Origin of the sequence: Rhodocytophaga aerolata (assembly GCF_030503435.1) — a bacterium.
Lineage (GTDB): Bacteria > Bacteroidota > Bacteroidia > Cytophagales > 172606-1 > Rhodocytophaga > Rhodocytophaga aerolata.
In genome coordinates this window covers 26,102-51,404 of sequence record NZ_JAUKPO010000003.1, presented here as the reverse complement: position 1 = coordinate 51,404, position 25,303 = coordinate 26,102, and the positions used below count along the sequence as shown (strand labels likewise).

Genomic DNA, 25,303 nt, shown 5'->3' with positions numbered 1-25,303 from the left:
TAATTTTGTTCAAAAATCTTAATGCGTTTTAACAACAGGTTCTTTTTTTCAGCGTCTCTTACATTATTTATTATATTATTTTGTGTTATTCTAGATAATAAGAATCAGCAATCGCCTGTGTATCTAGTACCTTATTTTTCTGGAGCAGCTAATTATCAATTACCTAATAAGTGGCTTTTTCTGGAACAGGAGGTGTACACATATAAACTACTGAATACATCTTTAAAGGAAAATTACCGTTTTAAGGTGAATGCCTCAAAAGCAGTTCTATATAATTATAATCATATAGGCTTAGTGTATATTATCAGTATTGCAACCAGCATCTTTTTTTGGTTGGGAGATGTTTCTGCTTTAGAATGGTTTCAGATAGCTGTACATTGCTTAACTAGTATCTGGATACTAGGTTTTCTCAGAACTCCAATAAGCCGATTGCTTTTTATAATGTTATATGTTTTTAATCCGTTAATTATATACTTTGTAACGTTCCCTTATTATTATTTTTGGCAGGTAGTGGCTACGGCTAGTATAGTGCCTTATCTTTGGAACAAAAGTTTCAAGTATAAAAACTACATTTGGTTAGTTGCCTCTTTATTAGCCCTAATCCAGCTAACCAGACCTACCATTATTTTAATCCCTGTTTTGTTTTTTGTATTGTATTTTTTCTTTGAAAGTCCTTGGAAGAGCATTATTGGATTAATTTTATTTTTAGTCCTAATAAACATTTTCACTGCTCGTAAACTTGATAATGCACCTACCTATTGGCATACTGTTTTTGTAGGTATTGGAGCCTATCCAAATGATTATATTACTACATTATCGGACAATGAAGCTTATAATTTCTTTAATCGTAAAACAGCTAAAAACATTACTTATACCATTCCGGGAGGAAATGTATATACTGATTTATCAATAAGAAATGAATACTTTACATTTCTAAAAAATGAGTATTTTCAAGTTTTGAAGAGCCATCCAATTTTGCTTATCAAAAATGCTGTACTAAACTTTTTTCAATCCTTTTCTTTAGGTTATTTCGTAGACTATCCGCTTTGGGTTAATTATCTAAGTTCGCTGGCAGGCTTTATATTTTTTATACTTCTTTTCTTGAAGAAGCATTTTCTTTGGATTATGGCCATTGCCTTTAATTCTCTTACCTTTACCCCATATTATCCTCCGATACAAGCATATATGTTTGGTGGGTATATACTAATAATATGCGCATTTATTCAGTTGCTAAATGATTTTGACATAATCAGAAAATTAAACAGCTGGATTCAAAATTCTAAAATATATCCCATGCTTCCTTCTGCATAACTCTATCTTTGTAGATACTATCAACCATCTCAGAATGAAACAAATCATCCAGTCGTTTAAAACTGGCGAAACTATATTGGAAGAAGTACCCCGGCCACAAGTACGGAAAGGGTATGTACTCATTAAGACACACCGGTCACTGGTATCGCTGGGTACAGAAAAAATGCTGGTAGAATTTGGCAAATCCAATCTACTGGAAAAAGCACGCCAGCAGCCAGACAAAGTGAAAATGGTGTTGGATAAAATAAAAGCGGATGGACTTGTTCCTACCTTAGAAGCAGTATTTACGAAACTTGGCGAACCACTGCCCTTGGGCTATTGCAATGCCGGTGAAGTACTGGAAGTGGGCGAAGGCGTATTTGACTTTAAACCTGGCGACCGGGTAGCTTCCAATGGCCCGCATGCGGAAATTGTGTGTGTGCCCAGAAATCTGGTGGCCCGTATACCAGATACAGTCTCCTATGAAGAAGCCAGTTTTACAGTAATAGGCGCCATTGGCCTGCAAGGCATTCGCTTAACGAACCCAACCTTAGGAGAGACAGTGGTAGTATCTGGGCTGGGGCTTATTGGATTGATTACAGCTGAGTTATTACTGGCAAATGGCTGTACAGTTATCGGATTTGATTTTGATGCACAAAAAGTAACATTAGCCCAAGAAAAAGGCATACAGGCGTATAATTTATCTCAAGGGACTGATCCGGTGAAAACGGTAATGGAACTCACCGGAGGCATTGGTGCCGATGCCGTCATTATTACAGCATCCACGCAAAGCAATGATCTGATTTCGCAGGCAGCACAAATGAGCCGTAAACGGGGAAGAATTGTACTGGTAGGAGTCATCGGTTTAGATATTAAACGGGCAGATTTTTATGAGAAAGAACTTGCCTTTCAGGTTTCCTGCTCGTATGGCCCCGGCCGGTATGATGATGAGTATGAAAAACGGGGCATCGATTATCCCCTACCTTTTGTGCGCTGGACGGAAAACCGGAATTTCCAGACCATACTTCAGGCCATTGCTACTGGTAAACTGGACGTAAAGCGGCTGATTACTGAAGAAATACCCCTAGGAGAGTATCAGAGAATTTACAGCAATATGGGAGGCAATAACTCCATTGCTTCCATCTTGACATACAAAGAAGCAGTAGACCTGCGTACATCTGTAGCAGTTAATGGAAAGGCAGGTAGCTTCTCTAAACCAGGAAAGGCAGTACTGGCTATTGTCGGAGCAGGCAACTTCACGAAGATGACGATGCTGCCTGTGCTGAGTAAAATAGGAGCTGATATAAAATACATTGTGAGTGCTGCTGGGGTAAGCGGAACACATCTGGCCAAGAAGTATCATATCCCGTTAAGCAGCACGCAGTACGAAGATGTATTACAGGACAAAACTGTCACTAGCGTAATTATTACCACTCAACATAATCTGCATGCCTCTATGACTGTGCAGGCCTTACAAGCTGGAAAGCATGTGTTTGTAGAAAAACCTCTGGTGCTTACGCCAGAAGAATTGCAACAGGTGATAGAGGTGTATGTGCAGCAGCCCGATACCTCCGTTACTGTAGGCTTCAACCGCAGATTCTCTCCCTTTATTCAAAAAGCGAAATCATTGCTGGGTACATCGCCAGAACCCTTAAACCTGGTAATTACCGTAAATGCAGGTTTTATTGTACCGACGCACTGGACACAGAATATGGCTGTAGGCGGAGGCCGGATTATTGGCGAGGCTTGTCATTTCATAGACCTGGCTGCTTACCTGGCAGGCAGTGAAATAACACAGGTAGTGGCATCCGCCTTAGGTAACCACCCTACACAGAATTCCGATAATGTTTCGGTGATTGTAAGATGTAAGAATGGATCGCAATGTGTTATAAATTACTTCTCCAACGGGCATAAAGCTTATTCTAAAGAGCGGATTGAAATATACTCCATGGGGCGTGTGCTAATATTGGATAACTTCCGTAAGCTGGAAGGGTATGGATTTAAAGGATTCTCTTCTATGAGCGGCAAGCAGAATAAAGGCCATGCACAGCAGTTTGAAGCCTACTATAGTTTCATACAAAAAGGCGGAGAACCTATTATTCCCTTCTCTCAGATCATAAACTCAACTAAAGCTACATTTGCCGCTATACAGGCATTTACTTCCGGGCAACGTATTGAAGTAGAGTAAGGTGTGCTTTAAGGAATATGTAACATTTTAGTCATCTATTGTTCTCTATTTCTTTGATGTAAAAGAAATTTTATCCTAAATTTGCGGTTCTAAATTAAGTAAAATGGCTAAAAAGAATACAGCGGCATCAGGTTCTAAGTTGATGGAGAAGCCCGACACTATGACTGCCGATATTTCAAATGACAGTGAAATTGTTCAAAGACTCCAGAGAAACAGGAATATTTTATTAGGTGTAGTAATTGCTTTGGTAGTATTGGTAGCCGGTTGGTTTGGGTACAACTATTACAAGCAGACGAAGAATCAGGAAGCCCAGACCTATATGTTTCCTGCTGTATATCATTTTGAAGCCGACTCATTGAATAAAGCCTTAAAAGGCGATGGCATTAACGATGGGTTAGAAACCATTGCCGATGAATATGGCATGACTGATGCCGGTAACCTGGCCCAGTTTTATGCTGGTGTAGCGTATTTGAAGCAAGGCAAATTTGACAATGCCATTAATTACCTGAAAGATTTTAAATCTTCTGACCTGCTCGTACAGGCCCGGGCTTACGCTTTGGTAGGAGATGCCTACATGGAAAAAAATCAGCTCGGCGAAGCTATTACTTACTACGAAAAAGCAGCTAATTATAAGCCTAATTCTTTCTTTACCCCTCAATACCTGATGCAACTAGCACTTGCCCAGGAGTTAAATAAAAATACAAGTGCAGCTATAGATACCTATAATAAAATTATTAATGAGTATCCGAATGCGGCTGAAATTACGAACGCAAAAAAATATAAGTCAAAACTTGAGGGTTTAGCAGGTACAGGTAAATAAATTATGCCTACTTGCTAAACCATACAAAGGATAGAGCCCTAGCTTTATCCTTTTTTGTTTGTCTGAAAACGAAATTTGTTCATTCATCCCACAATTTTTACACATGGCCACCTCCTTAAAAAATCTCAGCGACTATTCTCAAACCAACATGGTAGATGTATCCACCAAGAAATTTGCCATTGTAGTAGCCGAATGGAATGCTGAGGTTACAGAAGCTCTATTTAATGGTGCATACCAAACTTTGCTGAAAGAAGGAGCCAAAGAAGAGAATATAATCCGGAAAAACGTACCAGGTAGCTTTGAACTTACTTTAGGTGCCCAGTGGATGGCTCAGAATAATACCATTGACGCTGTTATCTGCCTGGGTTGCGTAATTCAGGGCGAAACCCGGCATTTCGATTTTATATGCAATGCCGTAGCCCATGGCTTAACGGACGTTGGCATGAAATACAATAAGCCAGTAATTTTTGGAGTACTCACGCCCAATAATCAGGAGCAGGCCTTAGATAGAGCCGGGGGTAAACATGGCAACAAAGGAGATGAAGCAGCCATTACAGCTATTAAAATGTTAGGATTTTAAACAATACAGTATACACCTATTTTTTCACGCTTAAAGAAGATAAATCAATGAAAGTTTTGAAGTTTGGAGGAACCTCTGTCGGAAAACCCGAACGTATGCACGAAGTAGCCCGCCTGATCACAAAAGACGGAGAAAGAAAGCTGGTAGTGTTGTCTGCTGTATCGGGCACAACCAACAGTCTGATTGAGATCGGAGACCTTATTGCACGTAGCGCACACGAAGCAGCATTCGAAGCCATCAATAAACTACATGAAAGCTATAAAGTTTTTATTAAGGGGCTTTATGCTACACCTCAAGGCCTTGCAGAGGGCGAATCCGTTGTCTCCAAACACTTCGATTTTATCCGTTCTTTAGCAGAGAAGCCATATACTGTAAAGGAAAGCAAGGAGTTAGTAGCCGAAGGAGAGTTAATTTCAACGCAGTTATTTTTTGCTTATTTACAGGAAAAGAACATAAGTTCAGCCTTGCTTCCTGCATTAGACTTTATGCGGATTGATGCCGATGAAGAACCGGTAATTCCATATGCCGAAGAGCACCTGAGAAAAGCTATTGAACAACATCCGGATACAGTGTTGTTTATTACGCAAGGGTATATTTGCCGCAATCCGTTAAATGAAGTAGATAACCTGAAACGCGGAGGCAGTGATTATACAGCTTCTTTAGTGGGGGCTGCTATTCGGGCTGAAGAAGTACAAATCTGGACCGATATTGATGGGATGCATAACAACGATCCCAGAATTGTAAAAAAAACATTTCCGATTGCTGAGCTCACATTTGATGAAGCCGCAGAACTGGCTTATTTCGGGGCAAAAATTCTGCATCCGTTTACCATCCGTCCGGCTAAATTGTACAACATTCCGGTACGTTTGTTAAATACTATGCAGCCGGAAGCACAAGGTACACTGATCGCCCACCATACCATTGAGAAAGATATAAAAGCAGTAGCTGCAAAAGATGGAATTATTGCCATTAAAATCCGTTCCAGCCGCATGTTACTGGCGTATGGGTTTTTAAGGAAATTATTCGAGGTGTTTGAGAAATATAAAACACCTGTAGACATGATTACTACATCTGAAGTAGCTGTTTCATTAACTATTGATAATCCCACTCACCTGGATAGCATCATAGATGAAATCAGCGTGTTTGGAAACGTAGAAGTAGATAAAAACCAGACGATTATATGCATTGTAGGTAGCTTTGGCTCTCAGAAGCAAGGGGTAGTGGCTAAAGTTTTTGACTCTATCGAACACATACCAGTGCGGATGATTTCGTACGGCGGCAGCAACTACAATGTATCTATTCTTATTGATACCCGCCATAAAAATGAAGCACTCAATGCCTTAAATGAAGGTCTGTTTTAATTTAAAAATGCTGAATCCGGAAATTTGAAAATGCCTAGCTTGAGTTATACGGTAACTTCTATATTTTCAAATTTCCGGATTTTCAAATTGACTTACTATGCTGCAACTCACCTACATCAGAGAAAATAAAGAAGCGGTAATCGCTGGCTTACAGAAAAAGCGTTTTGCCAAAGCCGGAGAAGCTGTTGAGCAACTTATTTTGCTGGACCGTAAACGTCGCGAAACACAGGTACAGCTCGATACTACCCTTGCCCAATCTAATGCACTGGCCAAAGAAATTGGTGCATTAATGAAAGCCGGCAAGAAAGAAGAAGCTGAACAAAATAAAGCGGAAACCTCCCGTTTAAAAGCTTCTTCCAAAGATCTGGCAGAAACCCTGGAACGTGTGGAAAAAGAACTGAATGAATTATTAGTTACCCTACCCAATCTGCCACATAGTAGTGTGCCAGAAGGAAAAAGTGCCGAAGATAACGAAATCATTCATCAACATGGGGCTGTTCCCGAGTTACCCGAAACAGCTTTGCCCCATTGGGAGCTGATTAAGAAATATGATATTATAGATTTTGAACTAGGTGTAAAAATTACCGGGGCAGGTTTTCCGGTGTACAAAGGCAAAGGTGCCCGCATACAACGCGCCTTAGTTAATTTCTTCCTGGATGAAGCTACTAAAGCTGGTTACATGGAAATACAGCCACCCATCGTAATCAACCGAGATTCTGGCTTTGGTACAGGTCAGTTGCCAGATAAAGACGGGCAGATGTATCATATTCCTGAAGAAGATTTCTTCCTGATTCCAACAGCAGAGGTACCCATTACAAATATTTACCGGGATGTAATTTTGCCTGAGGCAGATTTGCCTATAAAAAACGTTGGCTATACCCCTTGTTTCCGCAGAGAAGCCGGTTCATGGGGAGCACATGTACGTGGCCTTAACCGCCTGCACCAGTTTGATAAGGTAGAAATTGTGCAGATTCAGCGTCCTGATAAATCGTATGAGACATTAGAGGAAATGAGCCGGCATATTCAAAGCTTATTACAGAAGCTGGAGTTACCTTACCGGGTACTGCACTTATGTGGCGGCGACATGGGCTTTACCTCAGCTCTTACCTATGATATGGAAGTTTACTCTGCTGCTCAGAAGCGTTGGCTGGAAGTTAGCTCTGTGAGTAATTTTGAAACTTACCAGGCCAACCGTTTGAAGCTACGTTACCGCGACGAAAACAAACGTACGCAGCTGCTTCATACCTTAAACGGCAGCGCGTTAGCCTTGCCACGTATTTTAGCAGCTATCCTGGAAAATAATCAGTCAGAAAATGGAATTGCTATTCCTCAGGTATTACAGCCTTATACTGGGTTTGATAGAATAGGATAAGCGGGTATAACCAGTAATGTGTACGCCACATCTGCGGTAGTAGCATTTGTCGTACACGTTACTGGTAAAAATAATAAGGTATTTCCTATGCTAACGCAACAAAGCAAACAGGCGGAATTTTCTTCTTAATGAAGGCAGGGTTGTGCGCCATCTTTGCTCACTCTTCTGAAGCGCAGCAATTTCTCCAGAACAATATTTTTTGTTAGTAAGGCATGGTTGGGAGACGCTTCTTTCAGTAAAAAAGTGTGCCGTTGCCCATTTCTGATATATTCTATCTTTTGTGGCTTAACATGCGCCACATAGTTCTTGAAATCAAAATAAACCATCAGCTTACCACTATCGGCATTAGCCTGCAAGTAGCGGTCTGAGGAAGAAAGTATTTCTACCATATCTTTTTGAAAATCAAAAATCTGAAAGCTTGCCGGGATAATATAATGATTAGAAATATTGCCTTCCGTCCGCAGGTTGGAAAACATAGCAAACGAATTTTCTGTTTTCAGGCCAATATAGGGGCTTAATCCATTAAGAAATACCATTACTGGCAATACATAAAACAAAGGATGAGGCACAGCAAAGGAAGGAGACGCTACTACTATTTGTTCTTTTCTACGATGTGAAATCATAAAAACTACAACAAGGCCAATACACACCAAACTATACCCTGTCCAGAAAATATGTAAGTAGAACAACTCGGCCTTGGCTAATACTTTGGTTATAATAAAAATGATAGCCATTCCTACCAGCCAAAAACTAATAAGCTGGGCCAAATTTCCAAATACATTTCCCGGAGAAAGTACCTTAGACACTCTATGCCTGATTCTACTGTATAAATTGGTTAGATAGGAACTGAGCGGATAGCTGGCAAAAAGAAAATAGGTGGCAAAAATCATGGATGAGAAGTCATAAAAAGCATTATGAGAGCTATATCCAAGAACCCAATGAAAAATTAAGCCTAGCAGAATACCCCAGTTTCTGGTTCTTTTGAAGCATAAAAAGAGAGGGATAGTTGCTTCGACCACTAAAGTAAAATAGGCATTGGCCGCAAACATTTCAGGCGATAGCGGAAAGATCAGATCCAGATGCTGCGCTTTCAACAGATCGGTGGCGCAACTGGATTCCGGCGTAAAAAAGCCAGAATTTAATTTATGAAAGACCGCATAAAAATACAGGATAATTACTTCTATGCGTATAACCGGAGCAAAGGTCTCAAAAAACTCATCTTCTCTTATTTGGAAACGTCTGTTTTTAATAATTAAATAGATAAGCGCCTGAACAATCGTGAGGTTTACGAAAGCTGTAAAAAGCCAATGGTTACTGGTGGCAGGCATCGTATACACAATATCCACTAGTTGCATCGTAATTAGCAACACCAACCTACCTATGGATGGCTTAAAAATAACATATACGGCTGCCAGTGATAGCAAAACATAGTGAAAACGATCGGTGAACAAATCTGAATGCGCCATATGGAAAAGGGTGGCAACAGCCCACAGGCAGCAAAAAATCTTAAATGCAACTGACTGTCCCTGTCTATACAATCCCTCTGTAGCTAACTCTCGTCTAGGATTTAATGATGTTTGTGTAAGCATGGATGTTCAGACCAAAAAATGTTCGCAAATACTACCTCAAAAATATATATTTTTTTTATATGAATTCCTAATTTCCGTAAACTTTCTGTAGCATTATTACATAATTTAAAGGAACTTGTGTACTTTTATGAAAGTATGGGCTATTCTGTATTAGTTGATTTTGGCTATATAGGATAAAAGTAGTAATTTAGTTAATAAAAATGTATGTACGATCTAGTAGTAGTAGGCACTGGCTTTGCTTCCACCTTTTTTCTGAAAGCTTATTTAAGTAAAGCTCCTGCTTCTGCCAAAGTACTTGTGCTGGAAAGAGGGCATCTGTATCCCCATGTAGAACGGGTAAAAAAAGGCAGAGGAGAGGATACGCCTTTCGCAAAGTTGAATGTAAATTACACAGATACCTTTATTAACAACACGCCTGAGAAGCGCTGGGTGTTCCAGCCTGCTTTTGGTGGAAGTTCAAACTGCTGGTCGGGTTGTACCCCCAGGTTTTTACCTGCCGATTTCCAGATGAAAACGCTGTATGGGGTAGCCAATGACTGGCCTGTAACCTATCAGGAGTTGGACCCTTACTATACGGAAGCTGAGGAGCTTATGGCTATATCAGGTCCAGATGATACACCTTTTCCTAAAAAACAACCCTATCCGTTACCCGCTCACACCTTTACTGCCGTTGACCGTATTTTGCAGAAGGAATATGGCAATTTGTACATTAGTCAGCCAACTGCCAGAGCAAGCAGGGCTGTGAATGGCAGAGGACAGTGCTGTGGCAGTGTTATTTGCAGACTATGCCCGGTAAATGCCAAGTTTACTATTGAAAACTCTAATATACCTGTATATGAAGATCCACGGGTAGAGCTCCTATATGGGGCACAGGTGCTTCACTTATCATTTAAGCAAAATAGCGTAGAAAAATTAACATTTATTAAAGAGGGTAAAGAAAAACAAGTTACTGGTGACGTAATAGCTTTAGGAGCAAACGCCTTATTTAATGCCCATATATTACTCAGTTCCGGAGATACTAACCCTTTTACGGGCAGAGGTTTAGGAGAGCAGGTAGGAATGGAAACAACAGTTTATCTCAAAGATCTGGCAACACTAGGAGGGAGTACGCTGGTGAATGCTAATGGATATATGCTATATGATGGCCCTCACCGGACAGAAGCAGCCGCTTGTTTAATAGAAACCAGCAATAATCCTTTTATACGCTTGGAAAAAGGTAAGTGGAGAGATATGGCAAAGTTCCGGATGATATTTGAAGAACTGCCGGATGAACAGAACTATGTAGCCATTTCTGATGACCGTACAAGGCCTCAAGTATACCACAAGGGAACATCAGCCTATACCCTGAAAGGGATTGAACGGATGAAAAAAATGATCCCTCAGCTTTTCTCTTGTTTGCCAGTGGAAAAAATAGAATTTGAGGAGCCTTTTGAAACAGAATCCCATATTATTGGTACTACCCGTATGAGCAAAACTGCGTCAGAAGGAGTAGTAGATAAACACATGATCCATCACCAGTACAGGAATTTATTTGTTTTGGGTAGCAGTAGCTTTACTACGTATACTCCTTCTAACCCTACCTTAACGTTAAGTGCATTGTCTCTGTACGCGGCCTATAATTCATTTTAATAAAACAAAAAATGCAACGGAGAAAATTTCTTGGTTTAACAGCAATAGGCGCTACCGCAATAGCCATTCCAGCTATTGGGTTTGGGGCTGTATCCACAAAGTCGGCTATAACTGGAATTATACAAAAGGAATTAAGTTATCTGAATTTAGATAAACAAGGAATAGAGCAATACGCGGCAGATTATCTACAGTATGAAGGTAATGTGCCACGTATAGAGTTGAAGCTTAAAATGTACCGCCTGTTAGGCGTTAACTCAGAAAAGTCTAGCATTGTGAGTGCATTAATAGAAAAATATTTACTATCCACAGATTTCTTTCTGAAGAATATGGACGAAAGCCGGAAGATCAATTATATAGGTTATTATAATCCCTACAACTCTCCCTGTGCCAATCCGTTTTCTGCGCAATTCTATCCGGAAGCGCACACCTGATTAGCAGCTATGAGCAAGCGTAGATAATTTAAAGTATGTAAATCCTGTTATACAAACACTGGTGCATAGAACTATCTTCCTAGAACGTCAAGTCCTGAATACATAATAAGCCGGTCTATGTATTATCTCCTCAAGCGTACAGGTAGCTTAGTATTCTTAACTGCGATACGTCCGCTTACCAGATTTCGGTTATTGTTTAGCCCGGTAATAAATGGTAGACGAATTTTCTTTGCGTAACACTTCTCTGGCCATTGCTTGTAAACTTTCCGGGCTTACTGCCTGAATATATTCCGATTCCTGGTTCACTTGCTCTGGTTTTCCCAGGTTTGCATAAAACGCCAGGTTCATAGCCCGGTTTAGTAATTCTACCTCAGAAAACACAATAGTAGATTCGGCCTGGTTTTTTACTTTTTCCAGCTCCAGCTCTGGCACCCGTTGCTCCCTTATTTCGGCAAGAATCGCATTTATTTCCTCTTCTCCTCTCTCAATACTTACTCCCTGATTCAAATGCCCTTGTATAACCAGTAAACCCGGATCTACTGAGCCTGACACATACCCATTAATAGAATTAAAAAGCTTTGTCTCTTTTACTAATTTATCATATAGGCGGGACGATTTACCCCGGCCCAGAATATCACTTAGTAAGTCGCCTGTATAATATTTTTCAGAGCTCTTGCCTGGAATATGAAATACTTTGTAGATGGCATCCAGGGGTACGCTGGCTTCTAATTCCATGTACCGGGCATGCTCTTGTATGGGCTCTGCGGGTAACCGGCGGATATAGGGTTTACCTGCAGGAATAGGTCCAAACCATTTTTCTGCGAGTTTTTTTACTTCTTCTAGTTTTACCGGGCCTGCCACTACCATAATGGCATTATTGGGAATATAATATTTGAAGAAAAATTCTTTTACATCGTCAAGTGTAGCACTTTCAATATGGCTAATATCTTTGCCGATAGTGGCCCAGCGGTAAGGGTGCTGCTGAAAAGCCAACGGACGCAATTTTAGCCACACATCACCATAGGGCTGATTCAAGTACCGTTGCTTAAACTCTTCAATTACCACTTTCCGCTGCACTTCCAGCACCTGCGGATCGAAAGACAGGCTAAGCATCCGGTCAGATTCCAACCAGAAAGCGGTTTCCAGGTTTACGGCTGGTAGGGTTATATAGTAATTTGTAATATCCGGCGAAGTAAAGGCATTATTTTCTCCGCCTACGCGCTGTAAAGGTTCATCGTATACTGAAATATTCCTGGAACCTCCAAACATCAGATGCTCGAACAGGTGGGCAAAGCCGGTCTTGTTCTCGTCTTCATCGCGTGAACCGACGTTATATAAAATATTAACAGCGGCAATAGGCGTAGTATGGTCTTCATGAACATAGACCTGTAAACCATTATCTAGGGTAAATTGCTGGTAGTGTATCATAGACTATTAAAATGCATTACTGATAAAAGTAAGATAATATCCCGCCGGCCCTTCTGTATGGTCTGTTTACGGGCATGTGCTGGAAAAAACGTACCAAAGGCTATATTGACTAAACAGCACTATACACAAAAAGTTACCACTATTTGTAAGAATGCCTGTACTTTTTCTTTGTACAATTTATTTAAATAATTGCACTTATTATACGTTAGTCATAGCCGAATGGCTATATTTACGGCGCAAAGCAGCTTATTAGTCCGCATGAAAAGCAAAACAGATAGCATTTATTTTTGTTTCTATTTAGGTAGCGTTTACCTAAACTGCTGCCTGGTAAAAAGCAAAAGCCCTCAATACATATATTAAGGGCTTTTATAAATAATTACGTGGTGATGAGTGGAATCGAACCACCGACACAAGGATTTTCAGTCCTTTGCTCTACCAACTGAGCTACATCACCCCCTGAATTAGAGTGGTGCAAAACTATATATTTTTACAACTAACACAAAATTTTTTAAAAATTTATCAGAAATAAATCATTTTAAAGAAAACCATTATCGATATATATGTTAAATACATGTACCCAAATAGTAAACTTCAAGCAGCATAACAATATATCCACACACTAGCATAGGAAACATGACGTATATAAGCCAAATTCTATTTTTTATTAGCTTACTAGCAGTAATTTATTTCTTCACCAAACGCATAACCCGTATCCGGAAGAACATTCAGCTAGGCAAACCGGAAGACCGTAGCGATAATCCCTCTGAACGGTTTAAAATAATGGCTATGGTTGCGCTGGGCCAGAAAAAAATGTTCGACAAACCTCTGGTAGCCTTTATGCACCTGGTAATCTATCTGGGTTTTCTCATCATCAATATCGAAATTCTGGAAATTGTATTTGACGGTTTACTGGGCACACACCGCCTGTTTGCGCCTTTTCTAGGCACATTTTACCCTATTCTGATAGGCATATTCGAATTTTTGGCCGTTGGCGTACTGGTTACGTGTATTATCTTTCTTGTCCGGAGAAACATACTAAAGTTAAAAAGATTTCAAGCATATGAGCTTACTAAGTGGCCCCGCACCGATGCTAATATTATTCTAATCACAGAGATATTGCTGATGCTGGCGTTCCTTACCTGGAATGCTTCCGATTCAGTGTTGCAACAAAGAGGAGTAGGCCATTATGCCAACGTAAATGCCGGACCTTTTCTATTCAGCCAGTTTCTCATGCCATTGTTTGAAGGGTGGAGCGATACAGCTTTAATTGCGTATGAGCGTTTTGCCTGGTGGTTTCATATTTTGGGGGTATTTGCTTTTAGTGTATATGTTACCTATTCTAAACACCTGCACATTTTCCTGGCCTTTCCTAATACCTATTTCTCTAAACTGGCGCCCAAAGGTAAATTCCAGAATATGCCTGTCGTAACAAATGAGGTAAAAATGATGCTTGGTTTGCCTGCCGAACCAGCCATAGAAACGGCTCCTGAAACACCACAGCCAGAAACACCTGCCGAAATAGGCCGCTTTGGAGCCAAAGATATAAACGACCTTACCTGGAAACACTTAATGGATGCCTACAGTTGCACTGAATGCGGCCGTTGTACGGAAGCCTGTCCGGCAAACATAACAGGCAAAAAATTGTCGCCACGTAAAATAATGATGGACACCCGCGACCGGGTTGAAGAAGTAGGCCGTAGCCTGGAGAAAGGTGGCCCCGGAATAGAGGATGGCAAATCGTTGATAGATACTTACATTAGCCGCGAGGAGTTACTGGCGTGTACTACCTGCAATGCCTGTGTACAAGCGTGCCCAGTCAATATTAATCCATTAGATATTATTATTGAGCTTCGCCGGTATATGGCCATGGAAGATGCCAAAGTGCCTGGATCCTGGGGGGCTATGTTCTCTAACATTGAAAACAATATGGCTCCCTGGAAATTTTCGCCATCTGACCGGTTTAACTGGGCTGATAAGCTGAAAGAAACGCCGGTAAATGGAAACAAAGAATAAGCAATTTTAGGCTGTAAACAATACTTGCAAATAGAGTAAATAGTAATAAAATAAACTTTACTTAAGAATTAGATACAAATGAGTGATACATATAAAGTGCCTACTATGGCAGAAATGATGGCCGAAGGCAAAGAGCCGGAGATACTTTTCTGGGTAGGCTGTGCAGGCTCTTTCGACGACCGGTATAAAGCCGTAACCATTGCTTTTGTAAAAATTTTAAACACTGTCGGAATTAATTTCGCTGTACTGGGCCCAGAAGAAAGCTGTACTGGCGACCCTGCCCGCCGGGCCGGAAATGATTTTCTATTCCAGATGCAGGCTATATCTAATATACAGGTGCTGAATGGATATAACATTAAAAAGATTGTTACCGCTTGTCCGCACTGTTTCAATACTATCAAAAATGAATATCCGGAACTGGGGGGCAGATATGAAGTTATTCATCATTCTACATTTTTGCAGCAACTAATTAATGAAGGTAGGGTGAAAGTAAAGGGTGGTGGTGAGTTTAAAGGAAAACGGATTACATTTCATGATTCCTGCTACCTGGGCCGCGCCAATAAAATTTATGAAGCTCCACGGGAAGTATTAGCTGCATTAGATGCCGACCTGGTGGAGATGAAGCGGTCACGGGCACATGGCTTGTGCTGCGGTGCGGGTGGCTCACAAATGTTTAAAGAAGCCGAACCAGGTAAAAAAGAAGTAAACATTGAACGCACAGAAGAAGCTCTGGCTACAGGCGCATCTGTCATAGCCTCGGCTTGTCCCTTCTGTATGACCATGCTTTCCGATGGAGTAAAGAACAAAGAAAAAGAGGCCCAAGTGAAGGTGTACGATATAGCTGAACTTATTGCTAAATCACAAGGATTGTAACAACAATCACAGCTACCCTCAAACATCCATACGGAAGGCCATATCCTTGTGTGGGTGTTTACTATGCTTCTTCAGTGTCTTTAGCAACATTCAAAAGTACTAACGAGAACAATTCATAGGTTAATAGCTAACTTTTATATTTATGTCCAATATATATTGAATATCTATATGTTTATATATACATATAGCTTACCAAATTAGCTTGGCTCCTAAGAAAATAGCGAATTATTGGATTTTCTTGTATGTGGCCGTACTTGCATAAACCGATCCATTACATACATTAGCATTGTAATGAGTAATATATAATCCATAGCTATTTTCAGACTGCTCAAAAAACCTTATTTGTTGAATTCTGTCACTAGTACAGGCTTTGTCTTTTTGAAGATACAAACTATTGCTGTTTGCATCGTAAATGAAGTCGTAAGGTATTCCTTTATAGAAAATCCTAAAATTACTATCCTCATACTTTACTGATAACTCTTGTTCAACTACCTGTAAATTAGAGCTGCTTTCAGTAAGGGTGTATTTTCCAACTAAATGAGATCCTTTAATAGCTATAGGTATATGATTGGGGTCAGTTTTATGAGGAGGTTTAATATAAATTTTTTCACAAGAAGTAAAAAAAGTGAGTGCCAGAAAGAGTAGTAGAAATCTCATAGAAAAAAATTTCTGGCTAAATACTATTTACCTGTCACAATGTGAAAGTAGTCGTTTTCTACTCAATAAAGATTATGTAATAATTAAAACAGAGGTAAAAAATAGTAGAGGAAACTGAAATTATAAATCTGTTTTTTCTTCCTAAAAATTTGATATATGAATGCTTTATGTGATGTAACTTTATGACTAACAGAAAATTACAATATAAAATCAATAAATCTAAAGCAAAAAAAGTGCTGTCTTAAATAAATAACTACGTGCATATGTAGAGTGCCAAATAAACATTCAAAACATTTATTTTAAAAGATATGTATAATTAATAATTGCTTAGCAACACCAGTTTGTTTTCATTTTGTTATTTAATAAAAGTATCAGAGCTCACGGTCTGATGATCTGTTAATATATTATTAATCTACATGCACATAGCCATTGCAGGGAATATAGGAGCAGGAAAAACAACGCTGACTAAAAAGCTAGCCAGCCATTATGGATGGGAAGCTTTTATTGAAACGGTAGAAACCAATCCGTATCTAAAAGATTTTTATGAAGATATGCCCCGCTGGTCGTTTCACCTGCAAGTATTTTTTCTGAGCAGCAGGTTTAAGCAGGTGGTGCAGATCTACAATAATCCCCGCAACCTGATACAAGACCGATCTATTTATGAAGATGCCTATATTTTTGCGAATAATTTGTATGTGTCTGGCCTAATGGCTCCGCGCGAATACAAAAACTATTTACAATTATTTGAGTCCATGATTCAACTGGTGCAGCCGCCTCATTTACTGGTATACCTACGGGCAGATCTGCCAAAGCTTCTGCAACAAATTGGCAAACGTGGCCGGGATTATGAAGCCAATATCAGTGTGGAATACCTGCAAAGCCTTAACCAACATTACGAAAACTGGATTAGCGGCTACACAGCCGGAGAGCTGTTGATTATTGACGTAAACAACCTGGATTTTGTAAATAATCCCGGGGATATGAGTTTTATTATCAGCCAGGTTGATCAGGCCATTCGTACTATCCCTGCGTAAAGGCTATACCGGAATCATACGTTTCCCCGGCTGTTCCATACGGTTCAGCCCTAACTATTTTCCTTTTGCTTTTCTTTGTCAGCACCTCAGCTAATAGGCGTCGTATCTTCACGTAAACAAATGATGATCGTATGTCTGCTGAAGTACTATTTTCTATCTGTAGCACCCTGGTCCTTCCACAATGGCTGCTACTTATTTTTGCACCCCGCTGGAAATGGACAAAGTGGTTGAGAGACACCTATAGCATACCACTTTTGCTGGCAGTCGTGTACGGGTATCTGATTGCTGCACATATGGGCGAAGCACCTGATAGTGGATTTTCCAGCCTTACACAGGTGAAAAATTTATTTGCCAATGATTTTCTGCTTCTGGCTGGCTGGATACATTATCTGGCATTCGATTTAGTAGTTGGAAGCTGGATAAGCAAAGATGCCCAACAGCAGGGTATGAGTCACCTGGTAGTGGTTCCTTGCCTATTCTTTACTTTTATGCTTGGGCCAATAGGCTTTCTTCTGTATCAACTGAGTAAACGGATCATTGTAAAAAAATCAGCGTCTTATGAAAGTGCTTAACGTTTTCAGCCAATTATATATCCGGAACAAATTACTAACCATAACCGGCTGGGTGCATGTGGCTTTATTACTCCTGTTTTTTCTGCTTATGCCATTCGATGACCGGCTGGTTACAGGTAGTAACCCCTGGATTAAGCCAGCCAAGTTTGCTGCCAGTATTACTATTTTTGCCTGGACTATGGCCTGGATTCTTTATTATTTCCGGGAAAAACCACGGAGGATCAAGATATATAGTACTATGTTTGCTGGGGGTATGCTGGTTGAGATGATTATTATTGGGACACAAGCGGCCAGAGGCACAACTTCTCATTTCAACGTATTTACTTCGCCACTCAATGCCATTCTGTTCTCTATAATGGGTGTGTTTATTACCCTTATCCTGATTACCCTTGTTGTGCTGCTTATTGATTTTTTTATCCAGAAAACCAGCCTCACCCAGCCTATGCTTTGGGCCATCCGGCTTGGTTTGTTGCTGATGATTCTTGGCAGTCTGGAGGGTTTTCTGATGACAAGTATGCTTTCTCATACAATAGGTGCAGCAGATGGCGGTCCGGGGCTGCCTGGTGTAAACTGGAGCACTGTTGCCGGAGATTTACGGGTGGCACATTTTCTGGGAATGCACGCCTTACAGATTTTTCCCTTAATAGCCTATTTCCTTTCCAGATTCAACAAAACGCTTTCTTTAAAAGCCAAAACATCATTGGTCGTGTGTTTTGCTTTGGTATATCTGCTAGTAATGAATTTTACGTTATGGCAAGCAATGAACAAAATTCCCCTTATCCGAATGGAGAATGCGATAGGCGTACTAGGTAAAAAGTAAGGGAACAGAAAGTAGGTGTTAAAAAGAAACGTAAATTTTATTTGTTACACCCGATAAAATTATATATTTGACGGGAATATCCATACGTTTAAACCGGAACTCAAATGAAGAAAATACTTTTTTCCTTGCTGATTTTAGCTTTATCTATTCCATTTGCCATGACACTAAGCAGTTCTACAACACAGAAAAAACAACCTGTGCGCCATGTGGTAGTTTTTAAGTACAAGCCTTCTGCTACAGAAGCACAAATTAAACAAGTAACCGATGCCTTTGGTGGACTCAAGTCTAAAATTCCCGGAATTACTGCTTTTGAGCATGGGATTAACAATAGTCCGGAAGGCAAAAACCTGGGTTTCACCCATGTATATATGCTCACCTTTGAAGATGCCAAGTCCAGGGATACCTATCTGCCTCATCCAGAACATAAAAAATTTGGTGAGTTATTAGGCAAATTAGGCATTATGGAAGATGTGTTTGTGGTAGATTACGAGCCTAAATAATTAGCATATATATGTGGAAAAAAGCGAAGTTACGCACTTCGCTTTTTTTGTTTTGTAGAAGTATCACCTGGTAGCTTTTCTTCGTAAGTATGGCTATGACATCTACGAGTATATTTGCGCAAGCCAGAAAAAAGTATCTTCCTTCAAAAGTGAAGCTTCTTTTTATCACCGAAGCCCCACCTACGCCAGACCGCAACCGTTATTTCTTTTTTGAACAGGTAAAGCAAGGCGACAGCCTGTTTCTGGAGTTGATGAAAGTGTTATTTACAGAAGAGGTAGCTTCTTTTGATACGGTGAAAGCCTTACGTGCAGAAAAAGTGTATTTCCTGGAACGCTTCCAGTCAGTCGGGTTTCACCTGATCCATGCTTCCGATATGCCCTTGCCCAATACAACAGCCACTGAGCGGCGTAACACCTACAGGGCTAATCTACCGGTTCTGATGAAGCAGATTGATTCTTCAGGAGGAAAATCTATTCCTATTGTGCTGGTGTCTGCTGTGGTATATGAAGCTTGTTTTGAAGGTTTGGTAGAATCTGGCTACCAGGTAATCAATGAAACTATGATTGAGTTTCCTAACTCTGGCCAGCAGATCAATTTCCGGCGCAAATTAACTGCGTTGCTCACAACACACAACTTAATGCCCGAGGGCCTGTAGTAGATAGGGAACAAAGGTAGATACAATATTCCGTTATCAGCTTTTTACTTTTGTTTTCACCCTGTTGCGGAGCAGCGCCATTAAGGCAATACCTAACCAGATAATATTTACAGAAGCCGAAGGATACGCCCGGTAATAAGCTGTATTAACAATTAAGCATAAACTTCCAGCGGCGTTCAGTAACTGATATAAAAAAGGGCTCATCCGGAACCTGTCGTAACTTACAGAGAAGTAGGCTGCTACCACACATACAGAACCCAGCCAGCCAATACCATCTATCCATACTTTCTGATCCATAATTTAACAGTGTTTTAACCTGCAGTACATGTCTGCATCATTTTGGAGTGGTAATATAGCATATTACGCCTGATGAGTAGAAGTTTATACAATTATTTAGTAAATTTCTGACAGGCTATCACCAAACATTATACCCCTTTCTACTAATTAGTCATGCATACCAAACAGCAAAACAACTCCTCCAGAAGAAATTTTTTAAAGCATTCCGCTGTCATTAGCCTTGGGTTTATGGGCTTATATAATTTTACCTCCTGCACTCCAGCGCCAGCTTCTGCTACCAAAGCCGTTAAAGGAGGAGGATATGGACCTTTAGTACCCGATCCGAACCGGATACTTAATCTGCCAAAAGGGTTTACGTATAAGATTATTTCCCGGAAAGGAAATAAAATGAGTGATGGCTTTTTTACCCCAGGTGCTCCTGATGGTATGGCTACATTTGCCGGCCCTGGTGGCAGAACAATTATTGTACGCAACCATGAAGTAAGCCCTGCTACGCTGGAAAGTAGTCCTTTTGGCAGTAAAAATGAATTGCTAAAGTTAATAGACCGCAACAAAGTGTATGATTATGGCCGGGGAGAATATCCTGCTCTGGGAGGAACCTCTACACTCGTGTATAATCATCAGACACAACAAGTGGAAAGGGAATTTTTGAGTCTGGCCGGTACCACCAGAAATTGTGCTGGCGGCCCTACCCCATGGAATAGCTGGATCACCTGTGAAGAGACCATAGAGAAAGCAGGCGAAAAAACAGAAAAAGACCACGGATACACTTTTGAAGTACCTGCCACTGAAACCATTAGTCTGGCAGAACCGATTCCATTGAAAGACATGGGCCGCTTCAACCATGAAGCCGTAGCTGTAGACCCCGTAACTAGTATTGTCTACCTCACCGAGGACCGGCCTGATGGGTTAATCTACCGGTTTCTACCCAATGAGCCAAAAGCTTTTGCTAAAGGAGGCCGCTTACAGGTACTATCTATCCGTGATCAGAAAAGCTTTGATACCCGTAACTGGAAAGACCTGAAAACAGCTAAGATGGAATCAAATAAACCTATGGAGGTAGAGTGGCTGGATATAGATAATGTAGAATCGCCGGATGATGATTTGCGCTACCGGGGTTTTGAGAAAGGAGCTGCCCGTTTTGCCCGCGGCGAAGGAATGTGGTTTGGAAAGAATGAATGCTATTTTGCCTGTACCAATGGCGGCCACTTATCACACGGCCAGGTATTCCGCTATATACCTAGTGCACTTGAAGGTCAGCCAGGTGAAAAAGACAACCCAGGAAAAGTAGAGCTATTTGCAGAACCTAATGATTCTCAAATTCTGAAAAGCTGCGATAACCTGACCATTGCGCCATGGGGCGACCTGGTGCTATGCGAAGATGACCCGCACCCCTTTATTGTGGGCATTACTCCTAAGGGCGAATATTATAAGTTGGGAGAAAACGTAGGCTTCAGGTCTGAATTTGCCGGGGGGGTATTTTCACCAGATGGCAGCACCTATTTTGTGAATATTCAGGGAGCCGGACTCACCATAGCTGTTACAGGCCCGTGGAATAATACCAACAAAGCATAAGCTTCAGTATGCCTGCTGCCTACCTAACTTAGTGCCCTAAGCGTAAGTGTTTATAGAAGAATAATGTACTAGTCAGTAGTCAAGTTGATTGCTGACTATTTATTTTTCGTATAAGCATATATGGCAACCAAAAGTGTAGCTGTGCTTTTGTTTCCTCAACGCTTTGCATGTAATTTGCATAAAAAACTCATTGCTTTGCGTATCTACCTGCTTTTTATACTAAACAAACTATATAAAGAGTTTTACTAGTTTAATTCTACTATTTGTCCAACTAACGAATGCCTTTAATCAACCGCTTAGCCTGCTATAATTTTCTTTTATTACTATTGATATACGCCTGTGCAGAAACTTCCGAAACAGAACAGAAAATTGTAAAAGCCGTTCCGCGGCCTCCGGTTGCGATCCGGGATATTGAAAATGCCCTTACAGAGCTAAGCACTGACCCGCTAATAAAACATGGGCAACTGGCGCTGTCTATCAAATCTACTTCCACCGGAAAATCCCTGCTGGAATATAATTCAGACAAAAGTCTGGTGATTGCCTCCAATATGAAACTTGTAACAACCGCCACCGGACTGGCTGTGTTAGGTGAGGATTTTACCTTTAAAACAGAACTAGCGCACGACGGAACCTTGGAAGCCAATGGCACATTACGGGGTAATATTTACATTACTGGTGGTGGCGATCCAACCTTGGGCTCTAATAAAGTCACCGGTAGCCTGCCCCTGAATGACCTGTTAGATATGTGGGTAAACAAATTGTGGGAGTATGGAATCCGGCAGGTTAGTGGGGCTATTATTGCCGATAGTGAACTATACAATGCCAATGCGATTCCCAGCGGGTGGACCTGGGCAGATGCAGGAAATTATTATGGTGCCCCGGCTTTCGGGTTAAATTTTCATGATAACTTATATTATTTGTATTTCAAACCAGGAGCAAAAGTGGGCGAGGCAGCTACCATTCTGCGTACCATACCTGCGATAAAAGAGATACAATTTGTAAATGAAGTAACTACTGGTGCACCTGGCTCTGGCGATAATGCCTATATCTATGGAGCGCCTTACACCCACTTGCGCTATGTGCAGGGAACGATCCCGGCAGGGGTGAAAGAATTTTCGATAAAAGGCTCCCTGCCTGAGCCAGGGATGACCTGTGCCGGATTATTGCATCAAAAACTTGTGAAACGGGGCATAAAAATAGGGTTACCCGCCACCTCTGTCCGCCTGATGCAAATCCAAAAGAAAAAAGTAAGTACAGACCGCAAACCTATTTACACACATTCTTCGCCAGCATTACCTGCTATTGTTACTGAAACTAATTTAGAAAGTGTGAATCTGTATGCTGAGGCCATTCTTAAACAGCTGGGTATAGCAAAATATGAAGATGGTACTACTTACAGCGGCACAGAAACGGTTATGGAATTCTGGAAGCAGAATGGCATAGATATAAATGGATTCTTTATGCGGGATGGCAGCGGATTATCCAGAAATAATTCGATACGGGCCACCACTTTAACAGATATACTTGTCTACTGTGCAAAAGCACCCATGTTTGCTTCTTTGTATGCTTCCTTACCGGTTGCAGGCGTATCGGGCACCATGAAAAATATTGGGAAAGGAACAGGAGCTGCCAGAAATTTACATGCTAAAACTGGTAGTTTAGAACGGGTAATGAGTTTTTCAGGGTACTTTACTACCCGGTCAGGAGAGATGATGTCTTTTGCCTTTATTGCCAATGACTATGCCGGGCACAATTCACCCATGCGGAAAAAAATGGAAAGGCTCATGGCTTTACTGACGGACTTACCTTAAAAAAATGTGCCGGTACTTGCAAGTACCGGCACATAACAAAATTACTATAAGACTCAACTCCTCATTAGTTCTCCCCATTAAAATCTTTAAAGGTTTTGCTAATCTGGGCATCGGTTGCTTTCTGCTTATTTTCCCAACCGGCATCTAATTCCAGAGCTACTAAGCCTTTCAGATTCATAGCCGCTACAAAATCATCCAGGTCTTTTATAAATTCCGGGCGGCGGCGCGACGATTTTAAGGCATATTTCCGGGCAAAAATATCGCCCTTTGTCTGTATCTCATGGCGTTTTTCCATTACATAATTTACCCTATCTAGAAGGTCTTTGGTGGAGCGGCCTATTACTTCTGTAGCCTCTAATGTACCCATCGTCATTACGGTAGTACCCCCTACGGTAGAAACAATCTTTTGTGTGGTAGGTGCCTGAATAACTACTGGTGACAAACCCGAGGCAGCTCCCAGCGAAGCATTTACAACCGACCGGCCTTTTTTGCCCTTTCTTGCCTGGTTAAACTTCTTTTTCAGGTCTTTTTCAGTGTCTTTTAACTGCTCAAGCAAATCCCAGGCTCTTACCAGGCTTGTCCGGTATTCGGTGTAAAACTTACGGTCTTTTTCTTCTTCATTTACCGTATTCACAATGGTTACCTGCACTGTTTTCTCATCCCGTTTCTGAGATTTGTCAATCACAAAAAAGCTAATATCGAAGCTGAGAGAGTCCAGAGGATCTTTTACAAAGTCGTAGCCCGGAGTCCAGATAAACTCATACTGATTGGGCGTATTTTGCACCAGAGCGCTTTTCGGTACGGCCGGATTTTCAGAAACAAAATTAAACGTAGCAATGTCATTATCTCCATTCGGATCAGATAGGTAGAAACGCAGGTTTACGGCTGCATTTTCGTTATAGCGGATGGCTGTAGTTTTAGGCACTACAGAAATTTCGGGTGCAAGGTCCATCTGGGTGGCTTCAATCTTGAAACGGCCTTTGGTACGGGTTTTAGCGGGTTGGTCTTCCACATAAAATTCAATAGTCAGCGGTTTCGTTTTCAGCTGGTTATACTGCGTAACCGACGGCTTCCAGGTAAACTCGCCCTGCGCAGTCAGCTTAGCGCCTTCTGGCATCTGGTCGGGAATGGAAACAAATACCAATGGATCATTGTCCGCATCTTTTACCATGGTAGCATCTATTGTATAAGTATTTACGACATTGTAGCGTACATAAAATGGTTTAAGATCTTCTACCTGCGGCGGGCGGTTTACATGCCATACGCGGAATTCTACTTCTTTGCTGGCAAATTCATTGTTTTCGTTTCTGGCTTCAAATAGTACTTGTATCGTGCGGTTGGGGGTGAGGCGGTCTACAAAATCAAAACCCGGTATCCAGGTAAAGCGGCCAGTAGAATCCAGTTGCATACTGTCTGTTTTGCCATGTACTAAGGCATACGTTACTGTGTTGCCTGTACCGCCAGTAGTGGTTAGGGCAAACTCTATTTTCTGTCCTTCCTGTATATGGCTCCAACCGGGCTGTACAGCCAGCTGAATTTGCAACGCACTGGAATCATTTGCTTGTGTCTGGCTCCCGGTTTGGGCTTGGGCTTCTGACTGGGCGTATAGCTGGGAAGTTGAAAAAATACAGGCAAATACAAAAAGAATATAAAACAAAGCAGTTGATTTCATCTAAGTAATTCCTTGATAGGTAGATAATCTAACCCGCTATTTTAAATAAAAAATATAAGAATGAGACAGGTATTATTAGTTAATTCTCACATGGTACAATTTTCATGCAAATTATATAGTAACCTACAAAGCTAG

At 41.0% G+C, this 25,303-nt stretch carries 22 protein-coding genes and 1 tRNA gene; 17 read left to right on the top strand and 6 right to left on the bottom strand.

From position 1 onward, the window contains the following. Positions 1-21: 21 nt before the first annotated feature. From Q0590_RS07125 to serS, 6 genes are all read left to right on the top strand, one after another. Entirely contained in the window at positions 22-1,311 is a 1,290-nt protein-coding gene (locus tag Q0590_RS07125) for a hypothetical protein (protein ID WP_302036822.1), read from the top strand. A 34-nt stretch (positions 1,312-1,345) separates the two neighbouring features. Continuing rightward, positions 1,346-3,478 (top strand): bi-domain-containing oxidoreductase, encoded by a 2,133-nt coding sequence (locus Q0590_RS07120; RefSeq protein WP_302036821.1) that lies wholly within the window; start codon positions 1,346-1,348, stop codon positions 3,476-3,478. Positions 3,479-3,581: 103 nt separating this feature from the next. After that, on the top strand, positions 3,582-4,298 hold the full coding sequence (locus tag Q0590_RS07115; RefSeq protein ID WP_302036820.1) for a tetratricopeptide repeat protein: 717 nt from the start codon (positions 3,582-3,584) through the stop codon (positions 4,296-4,298). A gap of 103 nt (positions 4,299-4,401) precedes the next feature. Then, positions 4,402-4,878: a 6,7-dimethyl-8-ribityllumazine synthase gene (gene ribH, locus Q0590_RS07110; RefSeq protein ID WP_302036819.1), complete on the top strand. Its 477-nt coding sequence runs from the start codon at positions 4,402-4,404 to the stop codon at positions 4,876-4,878. 47 nt (positions 4,879-4,925) lie between these two features. Then, entirely contained in the window at positions 4,926-6,239 is a 1,314-nt protein-coding gene (locus tag Q0590_RS07105; RefSeq protein WP_302036818.1) for an aspartate kinase, read from the top strand. 97 nt (positions 6,240-6,336) lie between these two features. Beyond that, positions 6,337-7,611, top strand: a complete 1,275-nt coding sequence (gene serS / locus Q0590_RS07100) for a serine--tRNA ligase (protein WP_302036817.1) — start codon at positions 6,337-6,339, stop codon at positions 7,609-7,611. A 125-nt stretch (positions 7,612-7,736) separates the two neighbouring features. Here serS and Q0590_RS07095 read toward each other — a convergent pair whose 3' ends face one another. After that, positions 7,737-9,077, bottom strand: a complete 1,341-nt coding sequence (locus Q0590_RS07095) for an HTTM domain-containing protein (protein ID WP_302036816.1) — start codon at positions 9,075-9,077, stop codon at positions 7,737-7,739. A gap of 327 nt (positions 9,078-9,404) precedes the next feature. Here Q0590_RS07095 and Q0590_RS07090 point away from each other — a divergent pair, with 327 nt between their 5' ends. Both Q0590_RS07090 and Q0590_RS07085 read left to right on the top strand, forming a co-directional pair. After that, complete coding sequence (locus tag Q0590_RS07090) at positions 9,405-10,829, top strand: GMC oxidoreductase (RefSeq protein WP_302036815.1); 1,425 nt, start codon at positions 9,405-9,407, stop codon at positions 10,827-10,829. Between the two features lie 11 nt (positions 10,830-10,840). Beyond that, positions 10,841-11,260 carry a hypothetical protein gene (locus tag Q0590_RS07085; RefSeq protein ID WP_302036814.1) on the top strand — a complete coding sequence of 140 codons (420 nt, stop codon included), beginning with the start codon at positions 10,841-10,843 and terminating at the stop codon, positions 11,258-11,260. Positions 11,261-11,449: 189 nt separating this feature from the next. Here Q0590_RS07085 and Q0590_RS07080 read toward each other — a convergent pair whose 3' ends face one another. Then, positions 11,450-12,688: a M16 family metallopeptidase gene (locus tag Q0590_RS07080; RefSeq protein WP_302036813.1), complete on the bottom strand. Its 1,239-nt coding sequence runs from the start codon at positions 12,686-12,688 to the stop codon at positions 11,450-11,452. Between the two features lie 381 nt (positions 12,689-13,069). Next, positions 13,070-13,142 (bottom strand) — tRNA-Phe (locus tag Q0590_RS07075). 179 nt (positions 13,143-13,321) lie between these two features. On the opposite strand from Q0590_RS07075, the gene Q0590_RS07070 reads away from it, so the two are divergent. Further along, positions 13,322-14,701, top strand: coding sequence for a 4Fe-4S dicluster domain-containing protein (locus Q0590_RS07070; protein WP_302036812.1), 1,380 nt, complete (start codon positions 13,322-13,324; stop codon positions 14,699-14,701). Positions 14,702-14,779: 78 nt separating this feature from the next. Beyond that, entirely contained in the window at positions 14,780-15,574 is a 795-nt protein-coding gene (locus tag Q0590_RS07065) for a (Fe-S)-binding protein (protein ID WP_302036811.1), read from the top strand. A gap of 225 nt (positions 15,575-15,799) precedes the next feature. Here Q0590_RS07065 and Q0590_RS07060 read toward each other — a convergent pair whose 3' ends face one another. Beyond that, on the bottom strand, positions 15,800-16,231 hold the full coding sequence (locus tag Q0590_RS07060) for a hypothetical protein (RefSeq protein ID WP_302036810.1): 432 nt from the start codon (positions 16,229-16,231) through the stop codon (positions 15,800-15,802). A 416-nt stretch (positions 16,232-16,647) separates the two neighbouring features. Here Q0590_RS07060 and Q0590_RS07055 point away from each other — a divergent pair, with 416 nt between their 5' ends. The 5 genes from Q0590_RS07055 (at position 16,648) to Q0590_RS07035 (ending at position 19,813) form a co-directional block, all read left to right on the top strand. Next, entirely contained in the window at positions 16,648-17,265 is a 618-nt protein-coding gene (locus tag Q0590_RS07055) for a deoxynucleoside kinase (RefSeq protein WP_302036809.1), read from the top strand. Positions 17,266-17,396: 131 nt separating this feature from the next. Continuing rightward, positions 17,397-17,837, top strand: coding sequence for an ABA4-like family protein (locus Q0590_RS07050; protein ID WP_302036808.1), 441 nt, complete (start codon positions 17,397-17,399; stop codon positions 17,835-17,837). Next, entirely contained in the window at positions 17,824-18,657 is an 834-nt protein-coding gene (locus Q0590_RS07045; RefSeq protein WP_302036807.1) for a hypothetical protein, read from the top strand. The genes Q0590_RS07050 and Q0590_RS07045 overlap by 14 nt, the downstream gene beginning before the upstream one ends. Positions 18,658-18,761: 104 nt before the next feature. After that, complete coding sequence (locus Q0590_RS07040) at positions 18,762-19,157, top strand: Dabb family protein (protein WP_302036806.1); 396 nt, start codon at positions 18,762-18,764, stop codon at positions 19,155-19,157. 95 nt (positions 19,158-19,252) lie between these two features. Then, a complete protein-coding gene (locus Q0590_RS07035) occupies positions 19,253-19,813 on the top strand; it encodes a hypothetical protein (RefSeq protein WP_302036805.1) in 561 nt (186 codons plus the stop codon). A 36-nt stretch (positions 19,814-19,849) separates the two neighbouring features. On the opposite strand, the gene Q0590_RS07030 is transcribed toward Q0590_RS07035, so the two are convergent. Further along, complete coding sequence (locus tag Q0590_RS07030; RefSeq protein ID WP_302036804.1) at positions 19,850-20,110, bottom strand: CBU_0592 family membrane protein; 261 nt, start codon at positions 20,108-20,110, stop codon at positions 19,850-19,852. A gap of 153 nt (positions 20,111-20,263) precedes the next feature. Here Q0590_RS07030 and Q0590_RS07025 point away from each other — a divergent pair, with 153 nt between their 5' ends. Together Q0590_RS07025 and dacB are read left to right on the top strand one after the other, a co-directional pair. Then, positions 20,264-21,685, top strand: coding sequence for an alkaline phosphatase PhoX (locus Q0590_RS07025; protein ID WP_302036803.1), 1,422 nt, complete (start codon positions 20,264-20,266; stop codon positions 21,683-21,685). A gap of 278 nt (positions 21,686-21,963) precedes the next feature. Continuing rightward, entirely contained in the window at positions 21,964-23,496 is a 1,533-nt protein-coding gene (gene dacB, locus Q0590_RS07020; protein WP_302036802.1) for a D-alanyl-D-alanine carboxypeptidase/D-alanyl-D-alanine endopeptidase, read from the top strand. 64 nt (positions 23,497-23,560) lie between these two features. Here the strand turns inward: dacB and Q0590_RS07015 are convergent, their stop codons facing one another. Then, on the bottom strand, positions 23,561-25,168 hold the full coding sequence (locus Q0590_RS07015) for a hypothetical protein (protein WP_302036801.1): 1,608 nt from the start codon (positions 25,166-25,168) through the stop codon (positions 23,561-23,563). Between the last annotated feature and the right edge of the window lie 135 nt (positions 25,169-25,303).

Coding starts and splice junctions, on each gene's coding strand:
- Q0590_RS07125 (WP_302036822.1), top strand. CDS start 22: ATGCGTTTTAACAACAGGTTCTTTTTTTCAGCGTCTCTTACATTATTT.
- Q0590_RS07120 (WP_302036821.1), top strand. CDS start 1,346: ATGAAACAAATCATCCAGTCGTTTAAAACTGGCGAAACTATATTGGAA.
- Q0590_RS07115 (WP_302036820.1), top strand. CDS start 3,582: ATGGCTAAAAAGAATACAGCGGCATCAGGTTCTAAGTTGATGGAGAAG.
- ribH (WP_302036819.1), top strand. CDS start 4,402: ATGGCCACCTCCTTAAAAAATCTCAGCGACTATTCTCAAACCAACATG.
- Q0590_RS07105 (WP_302036818.1), top strand. CDS start 4,926: ATGAAAGTTTTGAAGTTTGGAGGAACCTCTGTCGGAAAACCCGAACGT.
- serS (WP_302036817.1), top strand. CDS start 6,337: ATGCTGCAACTCACCTACATCAGAGAAAATAAAGAAGCGGTAATCGCT.
- Q0590_RS07095 (WP_302036816.1), bottom strand. CDS start 9,077: ATGGCGCATTCAGATTTGTTCACCGATCGTTTTCACTATGTTTTGCTA.
- Q0590_RS07090 (WP_302036815.1), top strand. CDS start 9,405: ATGTACGATCTAGTAGTAGTAGGCACTGGCTTTGCTTCCACCTTTTTT.
- Q0590_RS07085 (WP_302036814.1), top strand. CDS start 10,841: ATGCAACGGAGAAAATTTCTTGGTTTAACAGCAATAGGCGCTACCGCA.
- Q0590_RS07080 (WP_302036813.1), bottom strand. CDS start 12,688: ATGATACACTACCAGCAATTTACCCTAGATAATGGTTTACAGGTCTAT.
- Q0590_RS07070 (WP_302036812.1), top strand. CDS start 13,322: ATGACGTATATAAGCCAAATTCTATTTTTTATTAGCTTACTAGCAGTA.
- Q0590_RS07065 (WP_302036811.1), top strand. CDS start 14,780: ATGAGTGATACATATAAAGTGCCTACTATGGCAGAAATGATGGCCGAA.
- Q0590_RS07060 (WP_302036810.1), bottom strand. CDS start 16,231: ATGAGATTTCTACTACTCTTTCTGGCACTCACTTTTTTTACTTCTTGT.
- Q0590_RS07055 (WP_302036809.1), top strand. CDS start 16,648: ATGCACATAGCCATTGCAGGGAATATAGGAGCAGGAAAAACAACGCTG.
- Q0590_RS07050 (WP_302036808.1), top strand. CDS start 17,397: ATGTCTGCTGAAGTACTATTTTCTATCTGTAGCACCCTGGTCCTTCCA.
- Q0590_RS07045 (WP_302036807.1), top strand. CDS start 17,824: ATGAAAGTGCTTAACGTTTTCAGCCAATTATATATCCGGAACAAATTA.
- Q0590_RS07040 (WP_302036806.1), top strand. CDS start 18,762: ATGAAGAAAATACTTTTTTCCTTGCTGATTTTAGCTTTATCTATTCCA.
- Q0590_RS07035 (WP_302036805.1), top strand. CDS start 19,253: ATGACATCTACGAGTATATTTGCGCAAGCCAGAAAAAAGTATCTTCCT.
- Q0590_RS07030 (WP_302036804.1), bottom strand. CDS start 20,110: ATGGATCAGAAAGTATGGATAGATGGTATTGGCTGGCTGGGTTCTGTA.
- Q0590_RS07025 (WP_302036803.1), top strand. CDS start 20,264: ATGCATACCAAACAGCAAAACAACTCCTCCAGAAGAAATTTTTTAAAG.
- dacB (WP_302036802.1), top strand. CDS start 21,964: ATGCCTTTAATCAACCGCTTAGCCTGCTATAATTTTCTTTTATTACTA.
- Q0590_RS07015 (WP_302036801.1), bottom strand. CDS start 25,168: ATGAAATCAACTGCTTTGTTTTATATTCTTTTTGTATTTGCCTGTATT.